Below are 24,841 nucleotides of genomic sequence, written 5' to 3'. Positions count from 1 at the left end.
CAGAGTGCGATCAGCGGCTGCGGGTCACCAGTGATGCCATCATCTCGATGTGCTCAGGATTGTCGTTAAGGGCCGGAATATACTCGTACTTCGTCCCGCCCGCTTCGAGGAAGAACTCCCGGTTTTGCACCGCGATCTCTTCCAGGGTTTCCAGACAGTCTGACGCAAAGCCCGGCGACATCACCTGGATATGCTTCACCCCCTTCTCACCCAGCATTTTGAGGGTCTCATCGGTATAAGGGGTCAGCCACGGCTCGCGGCCAAAGCGCGACTGGAAGGTCATCATCACCTTCTCGGGCGGCAGGCCGAGGGCGGATACCAGCTCACGGGTGGTATCGCGGCAGCGCTGCGGATAGTCGTCCCCTTCGTTGGCGAATCGCTGCGGGATGCCGTGATAGGAGAGCAGCAGCAGATCCGGCTCGCCGTGTTTCTCAAACGACGCGCGGGCGCTGCTGGCAAGGGCGTTGATATAGAGCTCGTTATCCGCGTAGTCGCGAATAAAGGTCACGCCGGGTATGCGACGACGGGTTGCCAGAATGCGCGCCAGCTCATCCCAGACGGCTGCCACAGTGGAGCAGGAATACTGCGGATAGAGCGTCAGCACCACAATGTGCTCAACGCCCTGCGCCAGCAGTTCATCGACGGCGCTTTTCAAGGAAGGTTTGCCGTAGCTCATGCCCAGCGCCACCGGCATATCCGGCAGACGGGCGGCCAGCGCCTTCTCCTGACGACGGCTGTAGACCATCAGCGGTGAGCCCTCTTCCATCCAGACGGACTGATAGAGCTTTGCCACGCGCGGCGAACGGATCGGCAGAATCACGCCGCGCAGCAAAGGCCACCACAGCAGGCGTGGGGTATCCACAACGCGCGTATCGCTTAAAAATTGTCGCAGGTAGCGTTTTACCGCCGCTGGAGTAGGTGCTTCGGGGGTTCCCAGATTGGCAAGCAGGATGCCGGTTTTCGCCTGACTCATTCACGCCTCATAACCTTTTAACAGGCTGATAAGTGTATCTGAAAAGTACGTAAACGGAACCAATTGCAGCAAAAGGTAAAATGAGAATTTTTCTCACCCGGGAACCCGGGTGAGAACCACGTTAAGTGGTGGTGCGATTAGCCGAGGATCTTTTCCAGCTCTGCACGAACGTCAGCGACAGGCTTAGTACCGTCGACTTTTGCGTATTTGGTGTTACCCGCCTGCGCTTCTTTAGAGTAGTAGCCGATCAGCGGCGCGGTCATCTGATGGTATTCCACCAGGCGCTTACGCACGGTCTCTTCCTGATCGTCTTTACGAGTGGTCAGCTCTTCGCCGGTCACGTCGTCTTTGCCTTCCACCTGCGGCGGATTGAACTTAACGTGGTAAACGCGGCCGGAAGCGGCGTGTACGCGACGACCGATGATACGGTCAACGATCAGTTCGTCCGGTACGTCGAACTCCAGCACGTAGTCTACGTTGATGCCCGCGTCTTTCATGGCATCCGCCTGCGGAATGGTACGTGGGAAGCCGTCCAGCAGGAAACCGTTACGGCAATCTTCCTGAGAAATGCGTTCTTTAACCAGAGCGATAACCAGCTCGTCGGTCACCAGTTTGCCGGCGTCCATAATGTCTTTCGCCTGTTTACCCAGCTCGGAGCCAGATTTAACAGCGGCACGCAGCATGTCACCCGTAGAGATTTGCGGAATACCGTATTTCTCCATGATGAACTGAGCCTGAGTTCCTTTACCCGCGCCCGGAGCGCCAAGCAGAATAATACGCATTGCGAAAATCCCCTCAAAAGTCGATTCAATTTTTCAAAAAGCGCTAAACAATACCACCAGAACGGGTATCGCTCAAGAAAGGCGGGCAGGCTGAAACGGTTAATGAGGGGAATTTATTAGTGGGTGCAGGCAGATAACCTGCACCCTTATCCTCTCTTCAGCGAAGAGAGGGAAGTGATTTACGCCAGCAGCAACGCATTCACGCGTTTGATGAACTGGTTTGGATCTTCCAGCGTGCCGCGTTCAGCCAGCAGGGACTGATCCAGCAGCAGTTCAACCCACTCGGCGAAGCGGGCTTCATCCTGGGTCTCGGCTGCACGTTTCACCAGCGCGTGGTCCGGGTTCAGTTCAAAGATGTATTTCACCTCCGGCACTGCCTGACCCGCAGCGGCGAACAGCTTCGCCATCTGGGTGCTCATCTCGTCAGCATCAGTGGTGACGATGGCAGGGGTATCGGTCAGACGGTGGGTGAAACGCACCTCTTTCACGCGATCGCCCAGATGGGTTTTCACGCGCTCAACAAACGGCTCCAGCGCTTTTTCCGCCTCTTTCGCGGTATCGTCCACTTCATCTGCCAGCTTGTCGATGGACTCATCGGCTTTGGCAACGGACTGGAACGCTTTGCCGCTGAACTCGGTCAGGTAGTTCATCATCCACTCATCGATGCGATCGGAAAGCAGCAGCACTTCGATGCCTTTCTTACGCAGCAGCTCCAGGTGCGGGCTGCTCTTCGCCGCGGCATAGCTGTCGGCGGTGATGTAGTAGATCTTCTCCTGCCCTTCTTTCATGCGGGAGATGTACTCTTCCAGCGACACATTCTGCTCGGAAGAGTCGTTGTGTGTGGAGGCGAAGCGCAGCAGTTTGGCAATGGCTTCAACGTTAGACGGATCTTCCGCCGGGCCCTCTTTCAGCACCAGGCCGAACTGTTTCCAGAAAGTCTGGTATTTTTCGGCGTCGTCTTTCGCCAGCTTATCCAGCATCTGCAGCGCACGCTTGCTCAGCGCGGTGCGCAGATTACGGGTGACGGTGCTGTCCTGCAGGATCTCACGGGAGACGTTCAGCGGCAGATCGTTGGAGTCAATCAGGCCGCGCACAAAGCGCAGGTAGTTCGGCATGAACTGTTCAGCTTCATCCATGATGAACACGCGCTGCACGTACAGCTTCAGGCCGTGCTTGTGATCGCGGTTCCACATATCCCACGGTGCCTGCGCCGGGATGTAGAGCAGGCTGGTGTACTCCTGCTTCCCTTCCACGCGGTTGTGGCTCCAGGTCAGCGGATCGGTAAAGTCGTGGGCGATGTGCTTGTAGAATTCGTTGTATTCGTCGTCTTTGATTTCAGACTTGTTACGCGTCCACAGCGCCTGCGCTTTGTTGATCTTCTCCCAGGAGATGACGGTTTCGCCATCTTTCTCTTCCTGTTTTTCGATCTCTACCGGCAGGGCGATATGGTCAGAATATTTGCTGATGATGGAGCGTACGCGCCAGTCGTTGAGGAAATCGTCCTCCCCTTCGCGCAGGTGCAGGGTGATCTCGGTGCCGCGATCGGCTTTGGTGATGTCGGCAACGGTGTATTCACCTTCGCCGTGGGATTCCCAGAATACGCCGCTTTCAGCGCTTTCGCCTGCCGCACGCGTGCGCACGGTAACTTTATCCGCCACGATGAAGGCGGAATAGAAGCCCACACCGAACTGGCCGATCAGCTGGCTGTCTTTGGCCTGATCGGAACCCATCGACTGCAGGAACGCTTTGGTGCCGGATTTGGCGATGGTGCCGAGATGGTCAATGGCTTCATCACGGGTCATACCGATGCCGTTGTCGGCGATGGTCAGGGTGCGGTTCTCTTTATCAAATGAGACGCGCACGCGCAGTTCGCCGTCACCTTCATACAGCTCTGGCTTCGAGAGCGCACGAAAACGCAGCTTGTCTGCCGCATCAGAGGCGTTAGAGATAAGCTCGCGCAGGAAAATTTCTTTATTGGAATAAAGAGAATGGATCATCAGGTGCAGAAGCTGTTTTACCTCTGACTGGAAACCACGGGTTTCTTGTCCTTTCATACTAAGTCGACCTCAACAATGCCATTTAATGGGGTTTAAAAGCGTTGAGGGAGAGATGGGGCCAGGGGAGAATTTTTTCAAGCGGAGGCCACGACTGCAGCCTCCGTTTGGTCAGAAATTAATCTTGTGACGACCTGCCAGAGAGTGGGACAGAGTGGTGCCATCGACCATTTCCAGCTCGCCGCCCACCGGCACGCCGTGGGCAATTCGACTGGCATCAACGCCCGACTCCGCACACAGCTCGGCGATATAGTTGGCTGTCGCCTCCCCTTCCACCGTTGGGTTGGTGGCGAGGATCACCTCGTTGATCGTTTCCGATTTCAGGCGCTGTTCAAGACGGTCCAGGCCGATATCATCCGGACCAATGCCGTCCAGCGGCGAGAGATGCCCCATCAGCACAAAATAGCGGCCGGAAAACTGCCCGGTCTGCTCGATGGCATAGATGTCCGCAGGACTCTCCACCACGCAGATCTGACCATTTTCCTGACGACGCGGATTGGCGCAGATGTTACACACCTCCTGCTCGGTAAAGGTGCGGCAGTCGGCACAGTGGCCAATTTCTGACATGGCGCGGGTCAGGGCCTGCGCCAGACGCATGCCGCCGCTACGATCGCGTTGCAGCAGGGTAAACGCCATGCGCTGCGCCGACTTCGGGCCTACGCCCGGCAGGCAGCGTAGCGCTTCCATTAACTGCGTAAGCAGCGGACTGGTTTGCATCAGAATGGCATCTTAAAGCCCGGTGGCAGCTGCATTCCGGAGGATACAGAGGCCATTTTTTCTTTCTGAGTTTCGTCGATACGGCGCGCAGCATCGTTAAACGCAGCGGCGACCAGATCTTCCAGCATCTCTTTGTCGTCTTCGAGCAGGCTTGGGTCGATCTCCACGCGACGGCAGTTGTGTGCGCCGTTGATGGTCACTTTGACCAGACCTGCGCCCGATTCGCCAGTGACTTCCATCTGTGCGATCTCTTCCTGCATCTTCTGCATTTTTTCCTGCATCTGCTGGGCCTGCTTCATCAGACCACCCAGACCGCCTTTACCACCAAACATAGGCTTCTCTCTTCTTTCACGTTAAAGATAACAACCGTAAGTCAGACTCACGATCAAATGGGTCGAATACTCTCTTCATCCAGTTCTGCATCGAAGTAACGCTGCAGGGTCTGAATGTTATTATCCGCGATAATCGCCTCACGCGCCTGCGCGAGCTTCTCTTCATAAATGGCCTGACGCCACTCCAGCGGGGTACGGACCGCCGGATTATCATCTTCAATGATAGTCAATTCAACCGGCGCGCCCTGTAATGTGGAGAGCGCCTCACTCAGCACCTGCTGCGCGCTCGCCGAGTTCAGGTGACGCTGGCCCGGACGCAGATGCAGGCAGATGCGGTTGCCCTCCTGCTCACGCCAGGCGTTGAGCGCGACCTGCTCCACCAGCTTCGGCAGCTTCAGTTTACTGACCTCTGCTGCCCAGGCATCGCGCACAAGCGACTCTTCCGCAAGCTTCGCGGAGAGCTCCGGCGTTTTCTCATGCTCCAGCGCCTTTTTCAGCGCCTTCGGCGTGGCAATCTCCACCTTCACCTCTTCGGTGACGGTGGTGGCTTTCCAGCGATAGGCTTCTTGCTTAACCGGCGCCTTAGGCTCAGAAGTGACCGATGCCGAACGCGACTGGACACGATCCGTGACCGAAGCCAGACGTTCAAGCGCGGCGTTATTTACCGGCCGCGCTCTTGCAGGCGCTGCCGGTTCACTCTTTTTTGGTCTGGGTGCTCCCTGCGCGCGCTGTAGCTGGCTGCGGGCAGCAAGCACCGAACTGGTGGCGTCCGACAGCGGCACATTTTGCGGCGATGGCGCTGCCGGCTGTACAGGCACCTGCTGCGGTGACATAACCGCCGTCGGCGCGGCCGGTGCGAAAGACTGTGGCTGCACCTCGGGTTCCGGCAACGGCATGCGCGGATGGAACGCCAGCGCGCGCAGCAGGGTCATCTCAACCCCCATACGTCTGTCGGGCGCGAACGGCAGTTCCTTACGACCAATTAACAGGGTTTGGTAGTAAAGCTGTACATCCGTTGGCGGAATGGTGCGGGCCAGCTCGCGCATCCGCTGTTCAATGGCCGCCATATCCGGGCCCAGCGCCGCCGGGGAGAGCTGCACCATCGCGATCCGGTGCAGCAGGCTGAGCATCTCTACCAGCAGGGCTTCCCACTCCACGCCGCGTGAGGCTGAGGCGTTGACCAGCTCCATCACCCGCTCGCCGTTGGCCTCGACAACCGCTTCAATCAGCGACAGCGCCTGATCGTCATCCAGCGTGCCGAGCATGGTGCTCACCGCCTGGGTCGTCAGCTTGCCTTCGCCGCTGGCAATCGCCTGATCGGTGAGGCTGAGCGCATCGCGCAGGCTGCCATCTGCGGCACGCGCCAGCAGCTGCAGCGCCCGCGGTTCATGGGCAACCTGCTCTTCGTTCAGGATGTATTCGAGCCGATCGCGGATCTGCGTGACGTCCAGCGCCTTCAGATGGAACTGCAGACAGCGGGACAAGATAGTGACCGGCAGCTTTTGCGGATCGGTGGTCGCCAGCAGGAATTTAACGTGTGCAGGCGGTTCTTCCAGCGTTTTCAGCAGGGCGTTAAAGCTGTGGCGCGACAGCATGTGCACTTCATCGATCAGATAGACCTTGAAGCGGCCACGCGCCGGGGCGTACTGGACGTTATCCAGCAGATCGCGGGTATCTTCGACTTTGGTGCGCGATGCGGCATCGATCTCAATCAGATCGACAAAGCGCCCCTGCTCGATTTCACGGCAGTTATCACACACGCCGCACGGCGTGGCGGTGATCCCGGTTTCGCAGTTAAGGCCTTTCGCCAGCAAACGGGCAATAGAGGTTTTACCGACGCCACGGGTGCCGGAAAAAAGCCAGGCGTGGTGGATACGTCCTAGCGATAAGCTGTTCGCCAGGGCGGTCAGCACATGTTCCTGGCCGACAACGTCAGCAAAGGTTTGGGGTCGCCATTTACGGGCTAACACCTGATAACTCATGGGCAGGCTCTGCAACGCTGGAAGGTGGATATTCAGGGGGGTAATGCTAACACAACCTCACCCGTTGGGCGAGGTTGCGGGCGGGAGGATTAATGTCCCGGGAATGGCACGAGGCTGTAGCTGGTGATGCCCTGTTTTTCGAGGCGCTGTTCACCGCCCAGATCGAACAGGTTGATGATAAAGGCCGCATCGGTCACTTCGCCACCCAGGCGACGGATCAGCTTCACGGTCGCTTCAATGGTGCCGCCAGTGGCCAGCAGATCGTCAACCACCAGCACTTTGTCGCCTGGCTTTATCGCATCAACGTGGATCTCAAGCTGGTCGGTGCCGTACTCCAGTTCGTAGCTCTCGGCGATGGTTTCGCGAGGCAGTTTACGCGGTTTACGCACCGGTACAAAACCCACGCCCATTGCCAGCGCAACCGGGGCGCCAAAGAGGAAACCACGGGCCTCGGTGCCTACAACTTTGGTGATCCCAGCGTTCTTATAACGCTCAACCAGCAGTTCAATGCTGAGCGCGTACGCTTTTGGGTCTTCCAGCAAGCTGGTGACATCACGGAAAAGAATGCCAGGCTTTGGATAATCCTGGATGCTTTTGATGCTGTTTTTAAGAAATTCAAGCTGCTGCGCAGTTGCGGTCATAAATGGATGCCTGATGAAAACGGTGTTACTCACGGAGCGGATAAAGGGTTGGTCAAAGTAACAATTGTTTAACCTTTAACCAGGCCCGCCCGTGCTCGAAAACGGTCGAATTTACTGGCTGCGCACAAGAAATGCAACAGCCAGTCTGATGATTATTGCTTTTCATCAACAACGGGGATCCGCCACATGAAAATGAGCAGGCAGGTGAGGATCGCCAGCAGCAGGATCCGTACCCACATCATTTTGACCAGCCATAATGAAATGGCGAAGGTCACCAGGATCAGCGCAATGGCCCGCGGCTTAGCCCCGGGCGGCATTGCACGGTACTGTTGCCAGTGACGCAGATAGCCGCCAAACCATGAGCGGTAGAGCAGCCAGTGGTGAAAACGCGGCGAGGAGCGGGCGAAGCACCACGCCGCCAGCAATATAAAAGGGGTAGTCGGCAGGAGGGGTAAAACGACACCCAGCGTGCCGAGCACTACCGCAAGCCAGCCAATGATGATTAGAATAGTACGCTGCATAATGCGAATCGGTATCAAACTGAACGGCTACTGTACCACTGGAGTGCGGATTGAAAACAGCCTTGCTTTTACAAACGCTGCAAAATCAGCTGTCGGCCCTGCGCACGCAGGCCGCACCGCTGATGCAGCACGCCACGCTGAAGCCGCGCTTTGACCGGCAGCTGTTTCGCACCCGCAGCACGGTGATGAATGCCTATCTGGATGAAGCCCAGCACAACCTGGATGAGCTGCGTCACGCCGTGGAAAAGGGGCAATCTGAGCAGGTGGCCTGGCTCGCCGGTCATCTGGCGGAACAGATTGCCGCCCTGCATCGGGAGATTGCCGCCTGGCCGCTACGCGTCTGGGACAGTTCCTCTGCCGGCACCACAAAATGGCAGCGCAAGCGTCTGGAACACCAGGAGTTTGAACGTCGGCTATGTGAAATGAAAAAGGCGCGCGCGGCGCGGCTGAATCAGGCCGAAACGCTGGAAGAACAGCAGATGCTGATGCGCGAAATCACAGCCCTGGAAGGACGGCTTGAACGCTGTCGTAAGGCACTGGATGATATTGAACGCGTTATCGCGCGTCTGACCCGTTAACAGGAGTAGTGTGTGTCACTGGAAAATGCCCCCGACGAAGTCAAGCTGGCCGTCGACCTCATCATGTTGCTGGAGAACCATGGCATCCCCACTGAAACAGTGCTGAAAGCGCTGGAGATTGTGAAGCGGGATTTTGAAGGGAAATTGCCCTCCCCCCTGCCCTCTCCCTGAAAGGGAGAAGGCCAGAGCGAGGGGGCACATCACGCCGGGGTCGGATCGTCACCCTTAATGTCACGTTTCACTTCAGTGTGCTCGTCGCCCTTTTCATTGCGCAGATGCACTTCCAGCTGGTTAAAGGCGATATTGATGTTGTTCTCGCGGCACATACGTTCGATGGTGCGGTTCAGTTCATCCACCGTGTAGCTGCGATCGCGCAGTTCACGCACGTACAGACGCAGCTCATGATCTAACGTGCTCGGCCCGAAGGTCGTAAAGAAGACGGCTGGCTCCGGATCGTGCATCACTTTTGGATGATCCATCGCCGCTTTCAGCAGGACGTTTTTCACCATCTCCAGATCGGAACCGTAAGCCACGCCGATGCGGATCACCACGCGGGTGATGGTGTCCGACAGTGACCAGTTAATCAACCGCTCGGTGACGAACGCTTTGTTCGGGATGATCACCTCTTTGCGATCGAAATCAGTGATGGTGGTCGCGCGGATACGGATCTTGCTGACGGTGCCCGAGAAGGTACCGATGGTGACGGTATCGCCGATTCGCACCGGACGTTCGAACAGAATAATCAGGCCGGAGACGAAGTTACCGAAGATCTCCTGCAAACCGAAACCAAGGCCCACCGACAACGCCGCCGCCAGCCACTGCAGTTTGTCCCACGACACCCCGAGCGAACCGAAGACGGTCATGGCGCCCACCACCAGAATCACATAGTTCAGGATGGTGGTAATGGCGTAGGAGGCCCCCTGACGCATATTCAGGCGCGAGAGGATCAGTACCTCCAGCAGGCCGGGTAAGTTGCGGATCAAGGCCCATGCCACCACCGACGAGACCAGTGCAAACAGCAGGCTGCCCATAGTGACATTTTTCATCACCGCCGCACCCGCTTCGGTGCCGCTGTAGTGCCACAGCGTAATGCTGTCGAGATAGGCAAAGACGGTGATTAAATCAGACCAGATCGCCCAGAACATCACGCCGAACAGGGCTATCATCACCAGCATGGTGATACGCAGCGTTTGCTGGTTAACCTGCTCCAGGGCAATGGTCGGCTCTTCCTGCGGTTCAGCGCCTTCGGCCCCCTCCTTCACCATATTCTGCCGACGCGCCAGCGCGCGGCGATAGGCAATACGGCGGGCGGCAACGCTCAGCCCGCGCAGCACGGTCTGATAGAGCAGGTTCCAGAAGATCACCAGATAGACGGTTTCAATCCAGCGACCTGACAGACGCAGGGTGGTATAGAAATAGCCGGTGGCCGTCAGCACCATCAGGGCGATAGGAATAATAGAGAGTACGGTGACCGTCACCAGACGAATGGTATGCGACTCTTTGTCACGCCAGCTGTCACGGAATATCGGCCACATCAGGACGCTGATCAGCAGCAGATTAAGCAGGATAACGAACTGCCCCAGCACATCATCCATCAGATGGAGCGGAGAGAGCTCCGCCACCACCGACCAGAAGTGCAGCGGCAACAGCGCCAGGCTGATGCGCACAATCTGGCGGCGCCAGTGGCTGGTCAGTTGCGCAGGCATATTAAAGTGGCTCACCGCCACGCCATCCTTCTCCAGCACTTTCCAGCACAGGCCAAAGACCAGCCAGAACAGCGCCAGCTTTTTGCTGAAGGCCCACAGCAGATCGCTGATATTGAGCTGCATCGTGAACAGGATCAGGCCGGCGGCGAGGATCAGCAGACAGACCGGCAGGGCGCGGATCAGATCGATAAGAATCGCTTTTGGGGTATGAAGCTGGCTGTCATTACGCAACTGCCCCACTTCCTGCGCCAGCTTCGCCTGATACTTTTTCAGCCAGCCAAGACGCCAGCGAATGAGGCCGGCAATCAACAACAGCGGCAGACCCGCCAGGAAAGCAAACGCCACCGCAGGGCCTGCTTTTTCCCAGTTAACAGAGATTTTCATCCCCTTAATCTGATCTTTCAGCATGCCCGGGAAGGATTTGATCCAGTCCCAGTCCATCGGTTTATTGCTGTTCACCCAGAAGATTTGCTGGGTGAGGATCTCCTGCAGACTTTTGGATACGCTCACCAGTTGCTGCTGGTTGATCTGCAGGTTAATGGCCATCATGAGCTGATTACCCAGCTGTTTATTCATCTGGTCAAGCAGTTCGCGGCGCATATCCACCACCTGCAACAGCGCATCGTGAACCTCTCCATTGACCTCGCTCTTGTGCCCCTCTTCCAGCTTCGCCACGAAGGCATCGCTCTGGAACAGGGCATCGCGCTGTTGGTTGACCTCAAACTGCTCCAGGCGCAGATCCGCAATGCGGTTGGTCATGTCCTCCAGCTCATCGGCAGAAGGTAAAGTCTGCTGCTGCTGATAAAGGATACGCGACAGCAGCAGGCTGCCTTTCAGGACGGCAATCTGCTCTTTAATATTGCGTTCGGACTGTAGGGCGCGATCCAGCCAGTTTTTCACTTTAATGTTCTGCTGAACCAGGGTGTTGCCGTTTTCAGTGGCTTTAATCAGGCGCTGGCTGAGCTGGTGGTTAACGTCCAGCTCTTGCTTCACCAGCGGATTTTCCTGGATACGCGCGGTTTCATCCGGGTTTACCGCTTCCTGAGCCGTTTTCTCCGTCAGGGTCAGTCGCTTGCTGTTGACCGCCTCCTGCAGCAGCTGCAGCTGGTGCTCCAGACGGTTGATGTTCGCGGTGACGTAGTCGCGCTGTTTTTGCAGGGTATCCTGCAGGACGGTATTGCCTTCCAGGCTCTTGCGCTGCTGTTCGATCTGGGCATTCAGCAGAAGCTGCTGCGTCATGAGCAACGTTTGCTGCGTGGGGCGTAACGCCGCCTCGCCCACCGTGGTGCCGTTCAGGCGATTGCGGATCTGCTGCAGCTCCTGAGAGGCGGCATACATTGCGTTCTGTACGCGCTCCGGCTGAGTTTGCAGGGAAACCAGCTGGCTGTTGTAGGTTGAGAGATCGCTCTGGGCGGTTTGTAGGTCGTCGAGCAACTGCGATACGCGCAGTTCCAGCTGGCGTAATGAGAGCGTGGCCAGCGTTTTGCGGGTTTCTTCATCATTGTCCACATCACTTAGCGCATTCAGGCTTTCGGTCGCCTTACGCATCGCTTCCGGCGCCTGGGCCACTTTCTGGCGTAACTGTGTGGTTTCGGCCTTGATCCGCTCAAGCTTATCAATAGTCTCGAGGGTTTCCGTCAGGTCTTTTTGTACCAGCTTGTCCTGCGGAGTGAGCTCTTTTTGTTTGTTCAGGACATCAAGCTGGCTCTGAATATCTGCCCGGGTTGGCGTATCACTGGTGTTATCACCACGTGCAAACGCAACCGGGGAAGCCAGTAAGGCAAAAAAGAGAAGCAAAATAAAGGCAAAAACAGGATGCGATTGGCGTGTGTAGTGCGACATAGTAGTGTGTAATTTGTGTGATGAATGACCGGGATGACCGGCGTGAAGAATATCACGGCCGTCGAAAGCAAAATAGCGTGAACTGATGGCTCCCGGATAATTCCTGGGCGTCAGGCCAGGAGCGGCTCAGGCTGCGCCCGTAGCGTGGGACAGAGCTGGTACATCTCCAGCAGGATCGCGACATAATCACGGGCTTCACGTTGCAGATCAAAAGACTGGGGAGCAAACAGCCAGTTTTCCATAATGCCGGAAATATAACTGCGCATCAGAATGGCGGCGCGACGGGTCAGCAGATTAGCCGGGAGCATGTTGGCTTTAATACAGTGCGTCAGGGTTTGTTCGATTCGGTCGTAACTGGCCAGACAGAGGCTGCGCTGCGCCTGCTGCACCACCGCCATCTCCCCAACAAATTCACATTTATGGAAGATGATCTCCATCATCAGACGGCGTCGCTCTTCTATAACCGTCGCCTCAAGGATATAGACCAGAATCTCTCTTAAAACTGAGAGTGGATCGCCAGGGAATTTTGCCCGATACTCAGTCTCAAGATCCCCAATACTGGATTCTGACAGCTCCCAAATTTCGCCAAATAAATCTGACTTATTTTTGAAATGCCAGTAAATCGCTCCCCGGGTAACCCCAGCCGCCTGAGCAATCTGAGCCAGAGAGGTGGAGGAGACCCCCTGTTGCGAAAACAAGCGTAAAGCGACATCAAGGATGTGTTGGCGTGTTGCAAGTGCTTGTTGTTTGGTTTTTCGTGCCATGCGCAGGTGAATTTACAGGAGCCAGATTTACATACATTTATGAATGTATGTACCATAGCACGACGATAATATAAACGCAGCAATGGGTTTGTGGACGCTTGATCCATTGATCAATTTGAAATCGGAAACTCGAGGTTTACATATGAACAAAAACAGAGGGTTAACGCCTCTGGCGATCGTTCTGATGCTCTCAGGCAGCTTAGCGCTTACAGGATGTGACGAAAAAAAGGCTCAACAAGGAGCGCAGCAGGTGCCAGAAGTTGGTGTCGTGACGCTCAAAACCGAACCTCTCCAGATGACAACAGAATTACCCGGCCGAACCAGCGCTTACCGTATTGCTGAAGTGCGTCCACAGGTGAGTGGCATCATTCTGAAACGTAATTTTACTGAAGGCGGTGATGTTAAAGCGGGCGAGTCTCTGTATCAGATTGATCCTGCAACCTATCAGGCGAACTACGAAAGCGCGAAAGGCGATCTGGCCAAAGCGCAGGCTGCTGCAAAAATTGCCCAGCTGACCGTCAACCGTTATCAGAAACTGTTGGGTACGCAGTACATCAGCCAACAGGAATATGACAGTGCGCAGGCGGATGCCCAGCAGGCTAACGCTGCGGTCGTCGCTGCGAAGGCTGCCGTTGAAACCGCGCGTATCAACCTGGCCTATACTAAAGTGACCTCCCCTATCAGCGGCCGTATTGGTAAATCCGCGGTGACCGAGGGTGCGCTGGTACAGAACGGCCAGACCACTGCGCTGGCAACCGTGCAGCAACTGGACCCGATCTATGTCGATGTCACCCAGTCGAGCAATGATTTCCTGCGTCTGAAACAGGAGCTGGAAAACGGCACCCTGAAGCAGGAAAACGGCAAAGCGAAAGTTGAGCTGGTCACCAGCGACGGCATCAAATTCCCGGAGACCGGCAGCCTGGAGTTCTCAGACGTAACGGTCGATCAGACCACCGGTTCGATTACCCTGCGCGCCATCTTCCCGAACCCGAACCATACGCTGTTACCGGGTATGTTCGTTCGCGCCAGCCTGGAAGAAGGGACCAACCCAACCGCACTGCTGGTGCCACAGCAGGGCGTGACCCGTACTCCGCGCGGCGATGCCAGTGCGATGGTGATTGGCGCTGAAGATAAAGTCGAAGTTCGTCAGATCAAGGCAACCCAGGCGATTGGTGACAAATGGCTGGTGACTGACGGTCTGAAAGATGGCGATCGCGTCATCATTACCGGATTACAAAAAGTTCGCCCAGGCGCCAAGGTAAAAGCGCAAGAGGTCACGTCTGACAATCAACAGCAAGCCTCAGCAGGCGGTCAGTCAGAACAACCTAAGTCTTAACTTAAACAGGAGCCGTTAAGACATGCCTAATTTCTTTATCGATCGCCCCATTTTCGCGTGGGTGATCGCCATCATCATCATGCTAGCCGGGGGACTTGCGATCCTGAAGCTGCCTGTCGCGCAATATCCAACCATTGCGCCGCCAGCAATTTCAATCGCCGCAACCTACCCAGGGGCTGATGCAAAAACGGTGCAGGACACCGTCACGCAGGTTATCGAACAGAACATGAACGGTATCGATAACCTGATGTACATGTCCTCCAACAGTGACTCAACCGGTACTGTTCAGATCACCCTGACCTTCGAGTCGGGTACGGATGCGGACATTGCCCAGGTTCAGGTACAGAACAAACTGCAGCTGGCGATGCCGCTGCTGCCGCAGGAAGTACAACAGCAGGGTGTGAGCGTGGAGAAATCCTCCAGTAGCTTCCTGATGGTTGTCGGCGTTATCAACACCAACGGCACCATGACGCAGGAGGATATTTCCGACTACGTGGGCGCCAACATGAAGGACGCTATTAGCCGTACTTCTGGTGTCGGTGACGTTCAGCTCTTCGGTTCTCAGTACGCGATGCGTATCTGGATGGATCCGAACAAACTGAACAACTTCCAGCTGACGCCGGTAGACGTGATTAACGCCATTAAAGCGCAGAACGCCCAGGTTGCAGCCGGTCAGTTAGGCGGTACGCCGCCGGTTAAAGGCCAGCAGCTGAACGCCTCGATCATCGCCCAGACCCGTCTGACCTCTGCGGATGAGTTCAGTAAGATCCTGTTGAAGGTGAATCCGGACGGTTCCCAGGTTCGCCTGCGCGACGTGGCAAAGGTGGAACTGGGTGGTGAAAACTATGACGTGATCGCGAAGTTTAACGGCCAGCCGGCATCCGGTCTGGGGATTAAACTGGCGACTGGCGCCAACGCCCTGGATACCGCGACGGCGATCCGTGCCGAACTGAAGAAAATGGAACCGTTCTTCCCGTCAGGCCTGAAAATCGTTTACCCGTATGACACAACGCCGTTCGTGAAAATCTCCATCCACGAAGTGGTGAAAACGCTGGTAGAAGCGATCATCCTGGTCTTCCTGGTGATGTATCTGTTCCTGCAAAACTTCCGTGCGACGCTGATTCCAACCATCGCCGTACCGGTGGTTCTGCTCGGGACCTTTGCGATCCTGGCGGCCTTTGGTTTCTCGATAAACACCCTGACGATGTTCGGGATGGTGCTGGCGATCGGCCTGCTCGTGGATGACGCCATCGTGGTGGTCGAAAACGTCGAGCGTGTGATGTCCGAAGAGGGACTCCCGCCGAAAGAGGCGACCCGTAAATCCATGGGCCAGATCCAGGGCGCCCTGGTCGGTATCGCCATGGTGCTGTCGGCGGTATTTATCCCGATGGCCTTCTTTGGTGGTTCTACCGGTGCGATCTATCGTCAGTTCTCGATCACTATCGTTTCCGCGATGGCCCTGTCGGTTCTGGTGGCACTGATCCTGACGCCGGCCCTGTGCGCCACCATGCTGAAACCGGTGGCAAAAGGCGATCACGGCGAGAACAAAAAAGGCTTCTTCGGCTGGTTTAACCGTATGTTCGATAAGAGCACGCACCACTACACCGACAGCGTGGGCAACATCCTGCGCAGCACCGGTCGTTATCTGCTGCTCTATATCATCATCGTGGTCGGCATGGCTTACCTGTTCGTTCGTCTGCCAAGCTCGTTCCTGCCGGATGAAGACCAGGGCGTATTCCTGACCATGGCTCAGCTGCCTGCAGGTGCTTCCCAGGAACGTACCCAGAAAGTGCTGGATGAGGTCACGGATTACTACCTGAACAAAGAGAAAGCCAACGTTGAATCGGTGTTTGCGGTTAACGGCTTTGGCTTTGCGGGTCGTGGCCAGAACACCGGTATCGCCTTCGTCTCTCTGAAAGACTGGGCTGAGCGTCCAGGCGACGAGAACAAAGTTGAGGCCATTACGGGTCGTGCGATGGGCACTTTCTCGCAGATTAAAGATGCGATGGTCTTCGCCTTTAACCTGCCAGCGATTGTTGAACTGGGTACGGCAACCGGCTTTGACTTCCAGCTTATCGACCAGGGTGGTCTGGGCCATGAGAAACTGACTCAGGCGCGTAACCAGCTGTTTGGCGAAGTTGCGAAGCACCCTGACCTGCTGGTTGGCGTTCGTCCGAACGGCCTGGAAGATACACCGCAGTTCAAAGTGGATATCGATCAGGAAAAAGCACAGGCGCTGGGCGTCTCTATCAGTGACATCAATACCACGCTGGGCGCAGCCTGGGGCGGTAGCTACGTCAACGACTTCATCGACCGCGGTCGCGTGAAGAAGGTCTACGTGATGTCTGAAGCGCAGTACCGTATGTTGCCGAGCGATATCAATAACTGGTATGTGCGCGGCAGCAACGGACAGATGGTGCCATTCTCAGCCTTCTCCACTTCACGCTGGGAATACGGCTCGCCGCGTCTGGAACGTTACAACGGTCTGCCATCCATGGAGATCCTGGGTCAGGCGGCACCGGGCAGAAGTACCGGTGAGGCCATGAACCTGATGGAAGAACTGGCAGGTAAACTGCCAGCGGGCATCGGCTACGACTGGACGGGGATGTCCTACCAGGAACGGCTGTCCGGCAACCAGGCCCCTGCCCTGTATGCTATCTCGCTGATTGTGGTCTTCCTGTGTCTGGCGGCGCTGTATGAGAGCTGGTCGATTCCGTTCTCGGTTATGCTGGTCGTTCCGCTCGGCGTTATCGGCGCCCTGCTGGCCGCCACGTTCCGTAGCCTGAATAACGACGTTTACTTCCAGGTGGGCCTGCTGACAACCATTGGCTTGTCGGCGAAGAACGCGATATTAATCGTCGAATTCGCCAAGGATCTGATGGATAAAGAAGGGAAAGGCCTGATTGAAGCGACGCTGGAGGCGGTACGTATGCGTCTGCGTCCTATTCTGATGACCTCGCTGGCCTTTATCCTCGGCGTTATGCCGCTGGTTATTAGCTCGGGTGCAGGCTCCGGTGCACAGAACGCCGTAGGTACCGGTGTAATGGGCGGGATGGTGACCGCAACCATCCTGGCAATCTTCTTCGTGCCGGTGTTCTTCGTGGTCGTACGTCGCCGTTTCAGCCGTAAGAACGACGAAACCGAACACAATCATCCGGTGTGATGACCCCCATTCGGGTTTAACCGTTAAAAAGGCCGCATATGCGGCCTTTTTTTCAACAATTAAAAATCATAAAATTAGCTTATTGAGGGTTTATATATTTAATGTCACCCTTAAACGGCTTATCCTATTTAACCTGATTCTATTACAGAAATTCCCAAATTTTTGCGTCACGTCTTAGGTATTAAGAGTATTCCTGGTGTTTTTTGATTTCACCCGCGCTTACCAATGATTTTTAGACTGGTTAAGAAATCACACAGGGTGATAAGTAAAGAGCTGTATCAGGATAAAACAATATATAACATAGTGGCCGCCAGAGACGGTAAAATGCTGCGTAATTGTAATTTTTCGTAATAGCGCGGTGAAATCCTGATTAGAGTAGATTATAGTTAAAGCAAGAGGCATAACAGTAGTCATTGACGCTGAGTCAGTTGTACCCTTCCCGACAACGATGTTCGGTGAGTAAAAAATCACTCAAAAAGGGGATACGCTATGGACGAATACTCGCCTAAAAGGCAAGATATTGCACAGTTGAAATTTCTTTGTGAATCCCTGTACCATGACTGCCTGACCAATCTCGATGAAAGCAATCATGGCTGGGTAAATGACCCGACTTCTGCCATTAACTTGCAGTTAAACGAGTTGATTGAACATATTGCTACCTTCGCGCTTAATTATAAAATTAAGTATAACGAAGATAATAAGTTGATTGAGCAAATTGACGAATACCTGGATGACACTTTTATGTTATTCAGCAGCTACGGCATTAACGCACAGGATTTACAAAAATGGCGTAAATCGGGCAATCGGCTTTTTCGTTGTTTTGTCAATGCAAGCAGAGCTAACCCGTTAGCTTCTCCGATTAAAATTATTACAAACAATTAGGTGAATTTATGTCTGATAAACCATTAACCAAGACTGATTATTTGATGCGTTTACGACGCTGTCAGTCCATTGACACCCTGGAACGCGTCATTGAAAAAAATAAATACGAGCTTTCTGATAATGAGCTTGCGGTATTCTATTCAGCAGCCGATCATCGTCTGGCTGAACTTACGATGAATAAGCTGTACGATAAAATCCCGACCGCTGTATGGAAGTTTGTACGCTGATTATGTCTAACTACTCTCAGAGATAAAGATTCTACGTTCAGATGTTTCATCCTTTGCGTGACAGGCAGTTCTCCATTGCTGGGCTAGCGCTATCGCCAGGGGAAAGATTGCGTTGTACTGAACAGCCAGCCATCTCATCCCACCCGCCCTTTTCTGGTAACTGTTATGATGTTTCTTAGCATAACTGTTACTGTCCACACACATTGTGGTCACTTAAAATATACGGATCCTTCGTATTGAGTCGAATTCAGAAAGGGCAGAAGATGACCGAGATACAACGCCTGCTTACCGAAACCATTGATGATCTCAATGTTCGCGAAAAGCGTGACAACAAGCCGCGCTTCAGCATCAGCTTTATTCGCAAACATCCTGGTCTGTTTGTCGCCATGTATGCGGCGTGGCTTGCTACGCTGGTAGTGATGCTGCAATCCGAAACGCTGATTGGTTCCGTCTGGTTGCTGGTTGTCCTGTTCATCGTCTTTAACGCCTTCTTCTTCTTTGACGTCAATCCGCGTTATCGCTATGAAGATATTGATGTGCTTGATTTCCGGGTCTGCTACAACGGTGAGTGGTACAACACGCGCTTTGTGCCTCCTCAGCTGATCGAAAACATTCTGCATTCCCCTAACGTCGAGTCCCAGCAAAAAGAGAAACTGCAGAAGATGATCGCCACGAAAGGCGAGCTCTCTTTCTACGATGTTTTCACCCTCTCCCGCGTGGCCGCCTGAACCTCTCCTGGCCTGCCGCCAATATCGGCGGCAGGCATCTTTATCCCGCTTAACGTCTCTTCTTACGCCCCTGCACCGCCTTAAAGCGCGGATTGGATTTACAAATCACGTATAACCGCCCTTTACGCTTCACAATCTGACAATCTGGATGGCGTTGTTTTGCGCTGCGCAATGAATTCAGAACCTGCATACCTACCTCATTATGATTTGTTATAACATAACAATTAGCATATCTGAGTAGCGAGGCAAAAACAACCTGCGCCTGTAGCGTTCGTCAGGTTTTCGCTCTGTGAAAAAGTCACTTAAAATGGTATTTAATTCAGTGTCTCAATTGCTAAATGAACTCACTATCAACTGCGTGCTATAACACTACATGTCAACGGCGTTTTCGTTTTAATGTCATCGGCTTGAGCGCCCAACAACGGCGTTATAAAAGGAAACAGGAGCATGACAACCCGACACCTGGTCAGTGTGGTTACCTGTGTACTCATCATTGCTGTCCTTGTTCCTGTCTGCCTGAGTGTCTGGCTGGCGCACCGCAATGCAGAAGATAAGTTTGTCGATGATCTGAACAGCTACTCTTCGCGCGTACAGATACGTACCGACAGAGTCATTAGCCAGGCGGAATCCGCCCTGAAGGAGATGCACGCTTTTAATGGAACCCCATGCAGTTACGAACATGCGATGGCGATGCGCCGCGCCTCCTTTTCCTGGCGCTACATTCAGGAAGTTCTTTACGTTGAGGATCTGAAACCGCGCTGCTCCTCGCTGGAACAAGTGAGCCATGCCGCCCCGTTTCCGCCAGCAATGCGCATCACCTCCGATGGCTACCGGGCCTGGGTCACCTCGCATAACGATCTGGGCCTCGACCGCTATATGGCCGCGATTGGTACAGAGCACTACATTGTCATGATCGATCCGGCCTCGCTGATCGATGTGATCCCCTTTGGCTCATGGCCGATCGATGTCGCCCTGGTGGGGCTTCGCCGCAATATCGTTTTTGCCAGCAGCAACAAGCTGGATATGCAGGTCTTTCAGGAAATGCAGCGCAATGGCCGCGCGAATTTTCAGCATAACGGCGTGATGTACAACCGGCACGATGTATCTGACCTGGGCTTCACTATTGTGGCGTGGTCCTCTCTGACCCCTTTGCAAAAGAGCTGGCACCACCAGCTTATTTTCTGGCTGCCTTTTGGTGTCCTGATCAGTCTGCTGACAGCCTGGTTTATATTGCGCGTGTTACGCCGTTTGCAATCGCCCCGGTATCGTTTAATGGATGCGATTAATGCCAGGGAATTCCAGGTTCATTTCCAGCCGATTGTGAATCTGAACAGCGGCAGACTCACCGGTGCGGAAGCCCTCGCACGCTGGCCGCAGCCGGACGGCAGCTATCTGTCACCCGATATTTTTGTCTCCCTGGCGGAACAGACGGGCCTGACCAACCCGCTGACGACACTTATCATCGAAAAAGTGTTTGAGGAGATGGGCGAATGGTTACGCCAGCATCCGGGCCACCATATCTCGATAAACCTGGCGCCGGCGGATTTGATCTCGGGCACCGTGCTTCCGCTGCTGAGCCGCCTGCTGAATCAGTGGCAACTGCACCCTTCGCAGATTGCACTGGAGCTCACCGAGCGCGGGTTCGCCGATCCTGCGGTCAGCGCCCCGGCCATTGCCGCATTCCGACGTGCCGGGCACTCTGTCTATATTGATGATTTCGGAACGGGTTACTCCAGCCTCAGCTACCTTCAGGATCTGGATGTCGATACGCTGAAAATTGATAAATCGTTTGTGGATGCGCTGGAATATAAAAATGTCACCTCGCACATCATAGAGATGGCCAGGTCGCTCGATCTGGACATGGTAGCAGAAGGTATTGAAACCGAAGGCCAGCTGGCATGGCTTCGTCGCCACGGTGTGCAGTACGGCCAGGGCTGGTTTTACAGCAAGGCGCTGCCGAAAGAGGCGTTTATCCAGTGGGCGGAAACGAATCTCGATCCCGAGAGCCACGCTTAACGCCCGGTGGGAAGCGCCGCCGGGCGTCACGCTTATTCGTCCAGAAGCGGCGAGAAGCCGCCATAAATCATGCGCTTACCATCAAAAGGCATGGCTTCGCCAAACGCTTTCATTCTGGGATCGTTCATCATCTTCTGATTCGCCTCGTCGCGAACCGCCTTTGAAGGATATTCGATCCAGCTGAAAACCACCTCTTCGTTCTCTTCCGCCTTCACCGCCATGCGAAAGTCCGTTAATTTGCCGTCGGGTACGTCATCTGCCCAACACTCAACAATACGCAGCGCGCCAAACTCTTTAAACAGCGGCGCGGCTTTCGCCGCCAGCTCGCGATAAGCCTCCTTATTATCTGCGGGCACGGCAACCACAAAACCGTCGACATACTTCATCAGATAAACCTCCGAAGTGAACGTGCGGCCACGCGGTGTGGCCGCATCAGCGATTAAGTTTAGTTCTGTTGCCAGCTAAAGGCGTAACGCACCTTTTTCACCTGCAGGATAAACTCCGGAGAGACGCTTGGGCTCCAGGAATCATCGCCCCCAACGCCCATATGGAACGCGTCAAGGTTCAGCCAGCAGCCGGGCTCCTCACGTAACAGATGGTGATGCGAGGTCTCGCGCAGCTGCGTCTGGCTGTAGCGGCTTACCGAGAAGTGAAAATCACCCTCCAGCTGATGCTGCCCTACATTCAGTTGACGCGTATCGCAGCGCAGGCCGTTGTCGGTCGGGAAAATGTAGGGAGTGTGCAGCTCAGCAAGCGGCAGTTCCCAGCGTCCCTGACGGGCAGCGAGCTTGCGATCCGGGTAGTTCTCATGCGGCCCGAGCCCCTGCCAGCTTACGGTCTGCGGCGTCTGCGCCAGCTGACAGCTCAGCCCGATTCGGGCGGGCTCTGGCATATCACTCGCCACCTGCACCTCAACGTCGCCGTGCAGCACGCCCTGGCTATCGATGCGCCAGCATTTACGGCTCAGGAACAGCACCTGATTGTTGTGCTCCCAGGCCTGGAGCGTGGCGATCGTTACTCCCTGCGCCAGCTGCTCCCCCTCGCACTGCAGCAAACGCGGCGTCAGGCTGTACATCCCTGCCGCCTTCCAGCGTTCCACCCAGGCATTCGGATCGATGCGGGTCGCTTCGCTGACGCCGATATCGTTATCCAGTGGGGCGCGGGTAAAGTTATCGGTCAGCGGCGAAAGCAATGTCGGCACGCCGTCGCGCCACCATTGCGTCAGATTGCCGCTGGTGCGATCAAACTGCCAGCGCTGCTGCTGATGGGTTATGACCAGCGCGTCATCCTCATGGATCAGCTGTGGAATGGCTCCGGCAGCCTTCGGTGTCGCGATGCATAACGGCGCTGGCAAGGGCCATTGTTCCCAGGCGCAAAGGTGGTTTTCAGCGGACCACGGCGTGGCGGCAGGCTGAATAACCTCAACGTTCAGCCACAGTTCACCCGGTGCAGATGCCCACTGCGGCAGAGCGAGCTCCAGCCGTTGCGTCCCTTGTGGCGGAATGTCCAGCGCCACAACGTCGGTGGCCAGCACCTCGCCATTCCGCATTACCGACCAGCGTAACTGCTCGTTGTCCGTGGTGCGGAAGAGATAATCGCTCTGCACCTCCACCACCAGCGGGGAGTGGCTTTGCAGGGTAAAGGTGAAGAACTGCTGCGCGCGCTGGGCCTCATAGAGGGCCGGATGCGGCGTGCGATCGGGGAAGACCAGCCCGTTCAGACAAAACTGTCTGTCATTCGGTTTATCACCAAAATCGCCACCGTAGGCCCAGAAAGGATTGCCCTGTTCGTCATGCTTCGTCAGCGCCTGGTCGACCCAGTCCCAGACGAAACCGCCCTGCAGACGAGGATGTTTGCGGAAGGCTTCCCAGTATTTAGCGAACCCGCCAAAGCTGTTGCCCATCGCGTGCGCGTATTCGCAGAGGATCAGCGGACGCGTCTCATCCGGCATACCGATCCACTTTTTAAGGGACCATTTCGGTACTGCCGGGAAGGGTTGGTCCTGATCGACGCGGGCATACATCGGACAGACGATGTCGGTCGCCGCCGTATTCGCCCCACCGCCCTCATACTGCACCGGACGGCCAGGATCGGTCGTTTTCACCCAGCGGTAAAGGGCGTCATGGTTGGCGCCATGACCAGACTCGTTGCCCAGAGACCAGATGATGATCGACGGGTGGTTACGATCGCGCTGCACCATGCGGGTGACGCGTTCGCTCATGGCGGGTAGCCAGCGCGGATCGTCAGCCAGGCGGCTCATCGGCACCATGCCGTGAGTTTCGATGTTGGCCTCATCCACCACATAGAGCCCATAGCGATCGCACAGGCGATACCAGAGCGGGTGGTTAGGGTAATGCGAGCAGCGCACGGCGTTAAAGTTGTGCTGCTTCATCAGCTCAATGTCGCGGCGCATGGTGGCTTCGTCCATCACCTGTCCGCGCTCAGGGTGATGCTCGTGACGGTTTACGCCACGGATCAGCAGCGGCTTGCCGTTGAGCTTCAACAGCCCGTTTGCGATCTCGACACGACGGAATCCCACATCGCAGGCTTCTACGTCCAGGATCTGGCCCTGCGCGTCATGCAACACCAGAGTCAGCCGGTAAAGGGCGGGGATTTCCGCACTCCACAGCGCCGGGTGTTCCACCTTCAGTGCAAGATTTACCCTCTCCTGCCAGCTTCCGCGCTCATCGACAACCGCAGAGCCCGGTGTGCCGATGGCGCTGGCGATACGCTCTCCGTCCCGCCACAGGTTTACGCTCACCTCACAGCCTGCGTAGTCGTTCCCGCCAAGGGTCAGCCCCAGCTGAAGCTGTGCGCGGTCATAATCGGCGTTCAGCTCCGTCACAACGTGATAGTCGGCGATATGGGTATCTGGCTTATGCAGCAGGGTCACGTCGCGGAAGATACCGCTCATCCGCCACATATCCTGGTCTTCAAGATAGCTGCCGTCACACCAGCGCAGCACCATTACCGCCAGCCGGTTGCTGCCTGCCCGCAGGAACGCAGACACGTCAAACTCCGCAGGCAGACGGCTATCCTGGGAGTAGCCCACCCACTGCCCGTTGCACCAGAGGTGAAAGGCGGAATTGACGCCGTCAAAGACCAGTCGCGTCTGACCGCTTTCCAGCCAGCTGGCGTCCATATCGAATGTGAGCGAGTAACAACCGGTCGGGTTCTCAGCCGGGACAAAGGGCGGATCCACCGCAATAGGATAGGTGACGTTGGTGTAGATCGGCGTATCAAAGCCCTGCATCTGCCAGTTGGAGGGAACGGGCATCACCACCGCATCCGCACAATCCTCCTGCGTCCAGCTGTCGGGAACCTGCTCAGGTGCAGGAAAGAAGCTGAACTGCCAGTCACCGTTCAGCGAGCGGATGGCCGGGGTTGGCTCCTCATCCCGCGCGGCGTGCTCATCACGCCAGCCGCTTAGCGGGACGTGGGCAGGAAGTCGGTTCCATTGGGTGACGCCGGGATTCTCCCAGTCACGACGGGCAAGTAGTGTGCTGAGGGTCAGCGAAGCAGGATGGGACATAGTTACCTCTTTGCGAAGCGCTCACAATTTATAGCTACAATGCCCTGTCAGGTTGCCAGGGTAAA

At 55.6% G+C, this 24,841-nt stretch carries 21 protein-coding genes and 1 other annotated feature; of the genes, 8 read left to right on the top strand and 13 right to left on the bottom strand.

Going from position 1 to position 24,841, the window contains the following annotated elements:
* Positions 1-10: 10 nt before the first annotated feature.
* From hemH to C2U54_RS10160, 8 genes are all read right to left on the bottom strand, one after another.
* A complete protein-coding gene (hemH, locus tag C2U54_RS10195) occupies positions 11-973 on the bottom strand; it encodes a ferrochelatase (protein WP_103178515.1) in 963 nt (320 codons plus the stop codon).
* A 137-nt stretch (positions 974-1,110) separates the two neighbouring features.
* Positions 1,111-1,755, bottom strand: coding sequence for an adenylate kinase (gene adk / locus C2U54_RS10190; protein ID WP_103178514.1), 645 nt, complete (start codon positions 1,753-1,755; stop codon positions 1,111-1,113).
* A 179-nt stretch (positions 1,756-1,934) separates the two neighbouring features.
* A complete protein-coding gene (gene htpG, locus C2U54_RS10185; RefSeq protein ID WP_103178513.1) occupies positions 1,935-3,809 on the bottom strand; it encodes a molecular chaperone HtpG in 1,875 nt (624 codons plus the stop codon).
* 111 nt (positions 3,810-3,920) lie between these two features.
* The gene (gene recR, locus C2U54_RS10180) at positions 3,921-4,526 is read right to left on the bottom strand and encodes a recombination mediator RecR (RefSeq protein ID WP_103178512.1); all 606 of its coding nucleotides are present in this window, start codon (positions 4,524-4,526) and stop codon (positions 3,921-3,923) included.
* Positions 4,526-4,858, bottom strand: a complete 333-nt coding sequence (locus C2U54_RS10175) for a YbaB/EbfC family nucleoid-associated protein (RefSeq protein ID WP_014882811.1) — start codon at positions 4,856-4,858, stop codon at positions 4,526-4,528. Before C2U54_RS10175 ends, recR begins: the two co-directional genes overlap by 1 nt.
* Before the next feature lie 53 nt (positions 4,859-4,911).
* Complete coding sequence (gene dnaX / locus C2U54_RS10170) at positions 4,912-6,840, bottom strand: DNA polymerase III subunit gamma/tau (protein WP_103178511.1); 1,929 nt, start codon at positions 6,838-6,840, stop codon at positions 4,912-4,914.
* Positions 5,518-5,582 (bottom strand) — a sequence feature (DnaX frameshifting element). (Overlaps the previous gene by 65 nt.)
* Positions 6,841-6,929: 89 nt before the next feature.
* A complete protein-coding gene (gene apt / locus C2U54_RS10165) occupies positions 6,930-7,481 on the bottom strand; it encodes an adenine phosphoribosyltransferase (RefSeq protein ID WP_010428187.1) in 552 nt (183 codons plus the stop codon).
* 152 nt (positions 7,482-7,633) lie between these two features.
* Entirely contained in the window at positions 7,634-8,002 is a 369-nt protein-coding gene (locus C2U54_RS10160) for a DUF454 family protein (RefSeq protein ID WP_103178510.1), read from the bottom strand.
* Between the two features lie 50 nt (positions 8,003-8,052).
* Between C2U54_RS10160 and priC the strand changes: the two genes are divergently transcribed.
* Together priC and rsmS are read left to right on the top strand one after the other, a co-directional pair.
* A complete protein-coding gene (gene priC, locus C2U54_RS10155; protein WP_103178509.1) occupies positions 8,053-8,580 on the top strand; it encodes a primosomal replication protein N'' in 528 nt (175 codons plus the stop codon).
* Positions 8,581-8,592: 12 nt separating this feature from the next.
* Positions 8,593-8,751, top strand: coding sequence for a pleiotropic regulatory protein RsmS (rsmS, locus tag C2U54_RS10150; protein WP_103178508.1), 159 nt, complete (start codon positions 8,593-8,595; stop codon positions 8,749-8,751).
* Between the two features lie 29 nt (positions 8,752-8,780).
* Here the strand turns inward: rsmS and mscK are convergent, their stop codons facing one another.
* Together mscK and acrR are read right to left on the bottom strand one after the other, a co-directional pair.
* The gene (gene mscK / locus C2U54_RS10145; RefSeq protein ID WP_103178507.1) at positions 8,781-12,128 is read right to left on the bottom strand and encodes a mechanosensitive channel MscK; all 3,348 of its coding nucleotides are present in this window, start codon (positions 12,126-12,128) and stop codon (positions 8,781-8,783) included.
* Between the two features lie 110 nt (positions 12,129-12,238).
* The gene (gene acrR / locus C2U54_RS10140) at positions 12,239-12,892 is read right to left on the bottom strand and encodes a multidrug efflux transporter transcriptional repressor AcrR (protein WP_103178506.1); all 654 of its coding nucleotides are present in this window, start codon (positions 12,890-12,892) and stop codon (positions 12,239-12,241) included.
* A gap of 142 nt (positions 12,893-13,034) precedes the next feature.
* Between acrR and acrA the strand changes: the two genes are divergently transcribed.
* From acrA to C2U54_RS10115, 5 genes are all read left to right on the top strand, one after another.
* Entirely contained in the window at positions 13,035-14,228 is a 1,194-nt protein-coding gene (acrA, locus tag C2U54_RS10135) for a multidrug efflux RND transporter periplasmic adaptor subunit AcrA (protein ID WP_103178505.1), read from the top strand.
* Between the two features lie 22 nt (positions 14,229-14,250).
* Entirely contained in the window at positions 14,251-17,391 is a 3,141-nt protein-coding gene (acrB, locus tag C2U54_RS10130) for a multidrug efflux RND transporter permease subunit AcrB (protein ID WP_103178504.1), read from the top strand.
* A gap of 489 nt (positions 17,392-17,880) precedes the next feature.
* On the top strand, positions 17,881-18,273 hold the full coding sequence (gene tomB / locus C2U54_RS10125) for an Hha toxicity modulator TomB (RefSeq protein ID WP_103178503.1): 393 nt from the start codon (positions 17,881-17,883) through the stop codon (positions 18,271-18,273).
* 8 nt (positions 18,274-18,281) lie between these two features.
* Entirely contained in the window at positions 18,282-18,500 is a 219-nt protein-coding gene (locus tag C2U54_RS10120) for an HHA domain-containing protein (RefSeq protein ID WP_032616864.1), read from the top strand.
* A 263-nt stretch (positions 18,501-18,763) separates the two neighbouring features.
* Entirely contained in the window at positions 18,764-19,228 is a 465-nt protein-coding gene (locus C2U54_RS10115; RefSeq protein WP_103178502.1) for a YlaC family protein, read from the top strand.
* Positions 19,229-19,277: 49 nt separating this feature from the next.
* Here C2U54_RS10115 and ykgO read toward each other — a convergent pair whose 3' ends face one another.
* A complete protein-coding gene (gene ykgO, locus C2U54_RS10110) occupies positions 19,278-19,418 on the bottom strand; it encodes a type B 50S ribosomal protein L36 (RefSeq protein WP_003859006.1) in 141 nt (46 codons plus the stop codon).
* Positions 19,419-19,675: 257 nt separating this feature from the next.
* Here ykgO and C2U54_RS10105 point away from each other — a divergent pair, with 257 nt between their 5' ends.
* Positions 19,676-21,244, top strand: coding sequence for an EAL domain-containing protein (locus C2U54_RS10105; RefSeq protein ID WP_103178501.1), 1,569 nt, complete (start codon positions 19,676-19,678; stop codon positions 21,242-21,244).
* Positions 21,245-21,276: 32 nt separating this feature from the next.
* Here the strand turns inward: C2U54_RS10105 and C2U54_RS10100 are convergent, their stop codons facing one another.
* Entirely contained in the window at positions 21,277-21,630 is a 354-nt protein-coding gene (locus tag C2U54_RS10100) for a DUF1428 domain-containing protein (RefSeq protein ID WP_103178500.1), read from the bottom strand.
* Positions 21,631-21,689: 59 nt separating this feature from the next.
* A complete protein-coding gene (locus tag C2U54_RS10095; protein ID WP_103178499.1) occupies positions 21,690-24,776 on the bottom strand; it encodes a beta-galactosidase in 3,087 nt (1,028 codons plus the stop codon).
* Positions 24,777-24,841 lie beyond the last annotated feature (65 nt).

This window comes from Leclercia sp. LSNIH1, assembly GCF_002902985.1.
Lineage (GTDB): Bacteria > Pseudomonadota > Gammaproteobacteria > Enterobacterales > Enterobacteriaceae > Enterobacter.
The sequence above is the reverse complement of the archived record's forward strand: the minus strand, read 5'-3'. Positions and strand labels throughout refer to the sequence as shown.

Excerpts from the sequence above, each read along its gene's own strand:
- htpG (WP_103178513.1), bottom strand. The coding sequence starts at position 3,809 with ATGAAAGGACAAGAAACCCGTGGTTTCCAGTCAGAGGTAAAACAGCTT.
- adk (WP_103178514.1), bottom strand. The coding sequence starts at position 1,755 with ATGCGTATTATTCTGCTTGGCGCTCCGGGCGCGGGTAAAGGAACTCAG.
- C2U54_RS10100 (WP_103178500.1), bottom strand. The coding sequence starts at position 21,630 with ATGAAGTATGTCGACGGTTTTGTGGTTGCCGTGCCCGCAGATAATAAG.
- C2U54_RS10160 (WP_103178510.1), bottom strand. The coding sequence starts at position 8,002 with ATGCAGCGTACTATTCTAATCATCATTGGCTGGCTTGCGGTAGTGCTC.
- dnaX (WP_103178511.1), bottom strand. The coding sequence starts at position 6,840 with ATGAGTTATCAGGTGTTAGCCCGTAAATGGCGACCCCAAACCTTTGCT.
- C2U54_RS10105 (WP_103178501.1), top strand. The coding sequence starts at position 19,676 with ATGACAACCCGACACCTGGTCAGTGTGGTTACCTGTGTACTCATCATT.
- acrA (WP_103178505.1), top strand. The coding sequence starts at position 13,035 with ATGAACAAAAACAGAGGGTTAACGCCTCTGGCGATCGTTCTGATGCTC.
- C2U54_RS10095 (WP_103178499.1), bottom strand. The coding sequence starts at position 24,776 with ATGTCCCATCCTGCTTCGCTGACCCTCAGCACACTACTTGCCCGTCGT.
- hemH (WP_103178515.1), bottom strand. The coding sequence starts at position 973 with ATGAGTCAGGCGAAAACCGGCATCCTGCTTGCCAATCTGGGAACCCCC.
- C2U54_RS10175 (WP_014882811.1), bottom strand. The coding sequence starts at position 4,858 with ATGTTTGGTGGTAAAGGCGGTCTGGGTGGTCTGATGAAGCAGGCCCAG.
- ykgO (WP_003859006.1), bottom strand. The coding sequence starts at position 19,418 with ATGCAGGTTCTGAATTCATTGCGCAGCGCAAAACAACGCCATCCAGAT.
- mscK (WP_103178507.1), bottom strand. The coding sequence starts at position 12,128 with ATGTCGCACTACACACGCCAATCGCATCCTGTTTTTGCCTTTATTTTG.
- acrR (WP_103178506.1), bottom strand. The coding sequence starts at position 12,892 with ATGGCACGAAAAACCAAACAACAAGCACTTGCAACACGCCAACACATC.
- C2U54_RS10120 (WP_032616864.1), top strand. The coding sequence starts at position 18,282 with ATGTCTGATAAACCATTAACCAAGACTGATTATTTGATGCGTTTACGA.
- acrB (WP_103178504.1), top strand. The coding sequence starts at position 14,251 with ATGCCTAATTTCTTTATCGATCGCCCCATTTTCGCGTGGGTGATCGCC.
- tomB (WP_103178503.1), top strand. The coding sequence starts at position 17,881 with ATGGACGAATACTCGCCTAAAAGGCAAGATATTGCACAGTTGAAATTT.
- C2U54_RS10115 (WP_103178502.1), top strand. The coding sequence starts at position 18,764 with ATGACCGAGATACAACGCCTGCTTACCGAAACCATTGATGATCTCAAT.
- apt (WP_010428187.1), bottom strand. The coding sequence starts at position 7,481 with ATGACCGCAACTGCGCAGCAGCTTGAATTTCTTAAAAACAGCATCAAA.
- recR (WP_103178512.1), bottom strand. The coding sequence starts at position 4,526 with ATGCAAACCAGTCCGCTGCTTACGCAGTTAATGGAAGCGCTACGCTGC.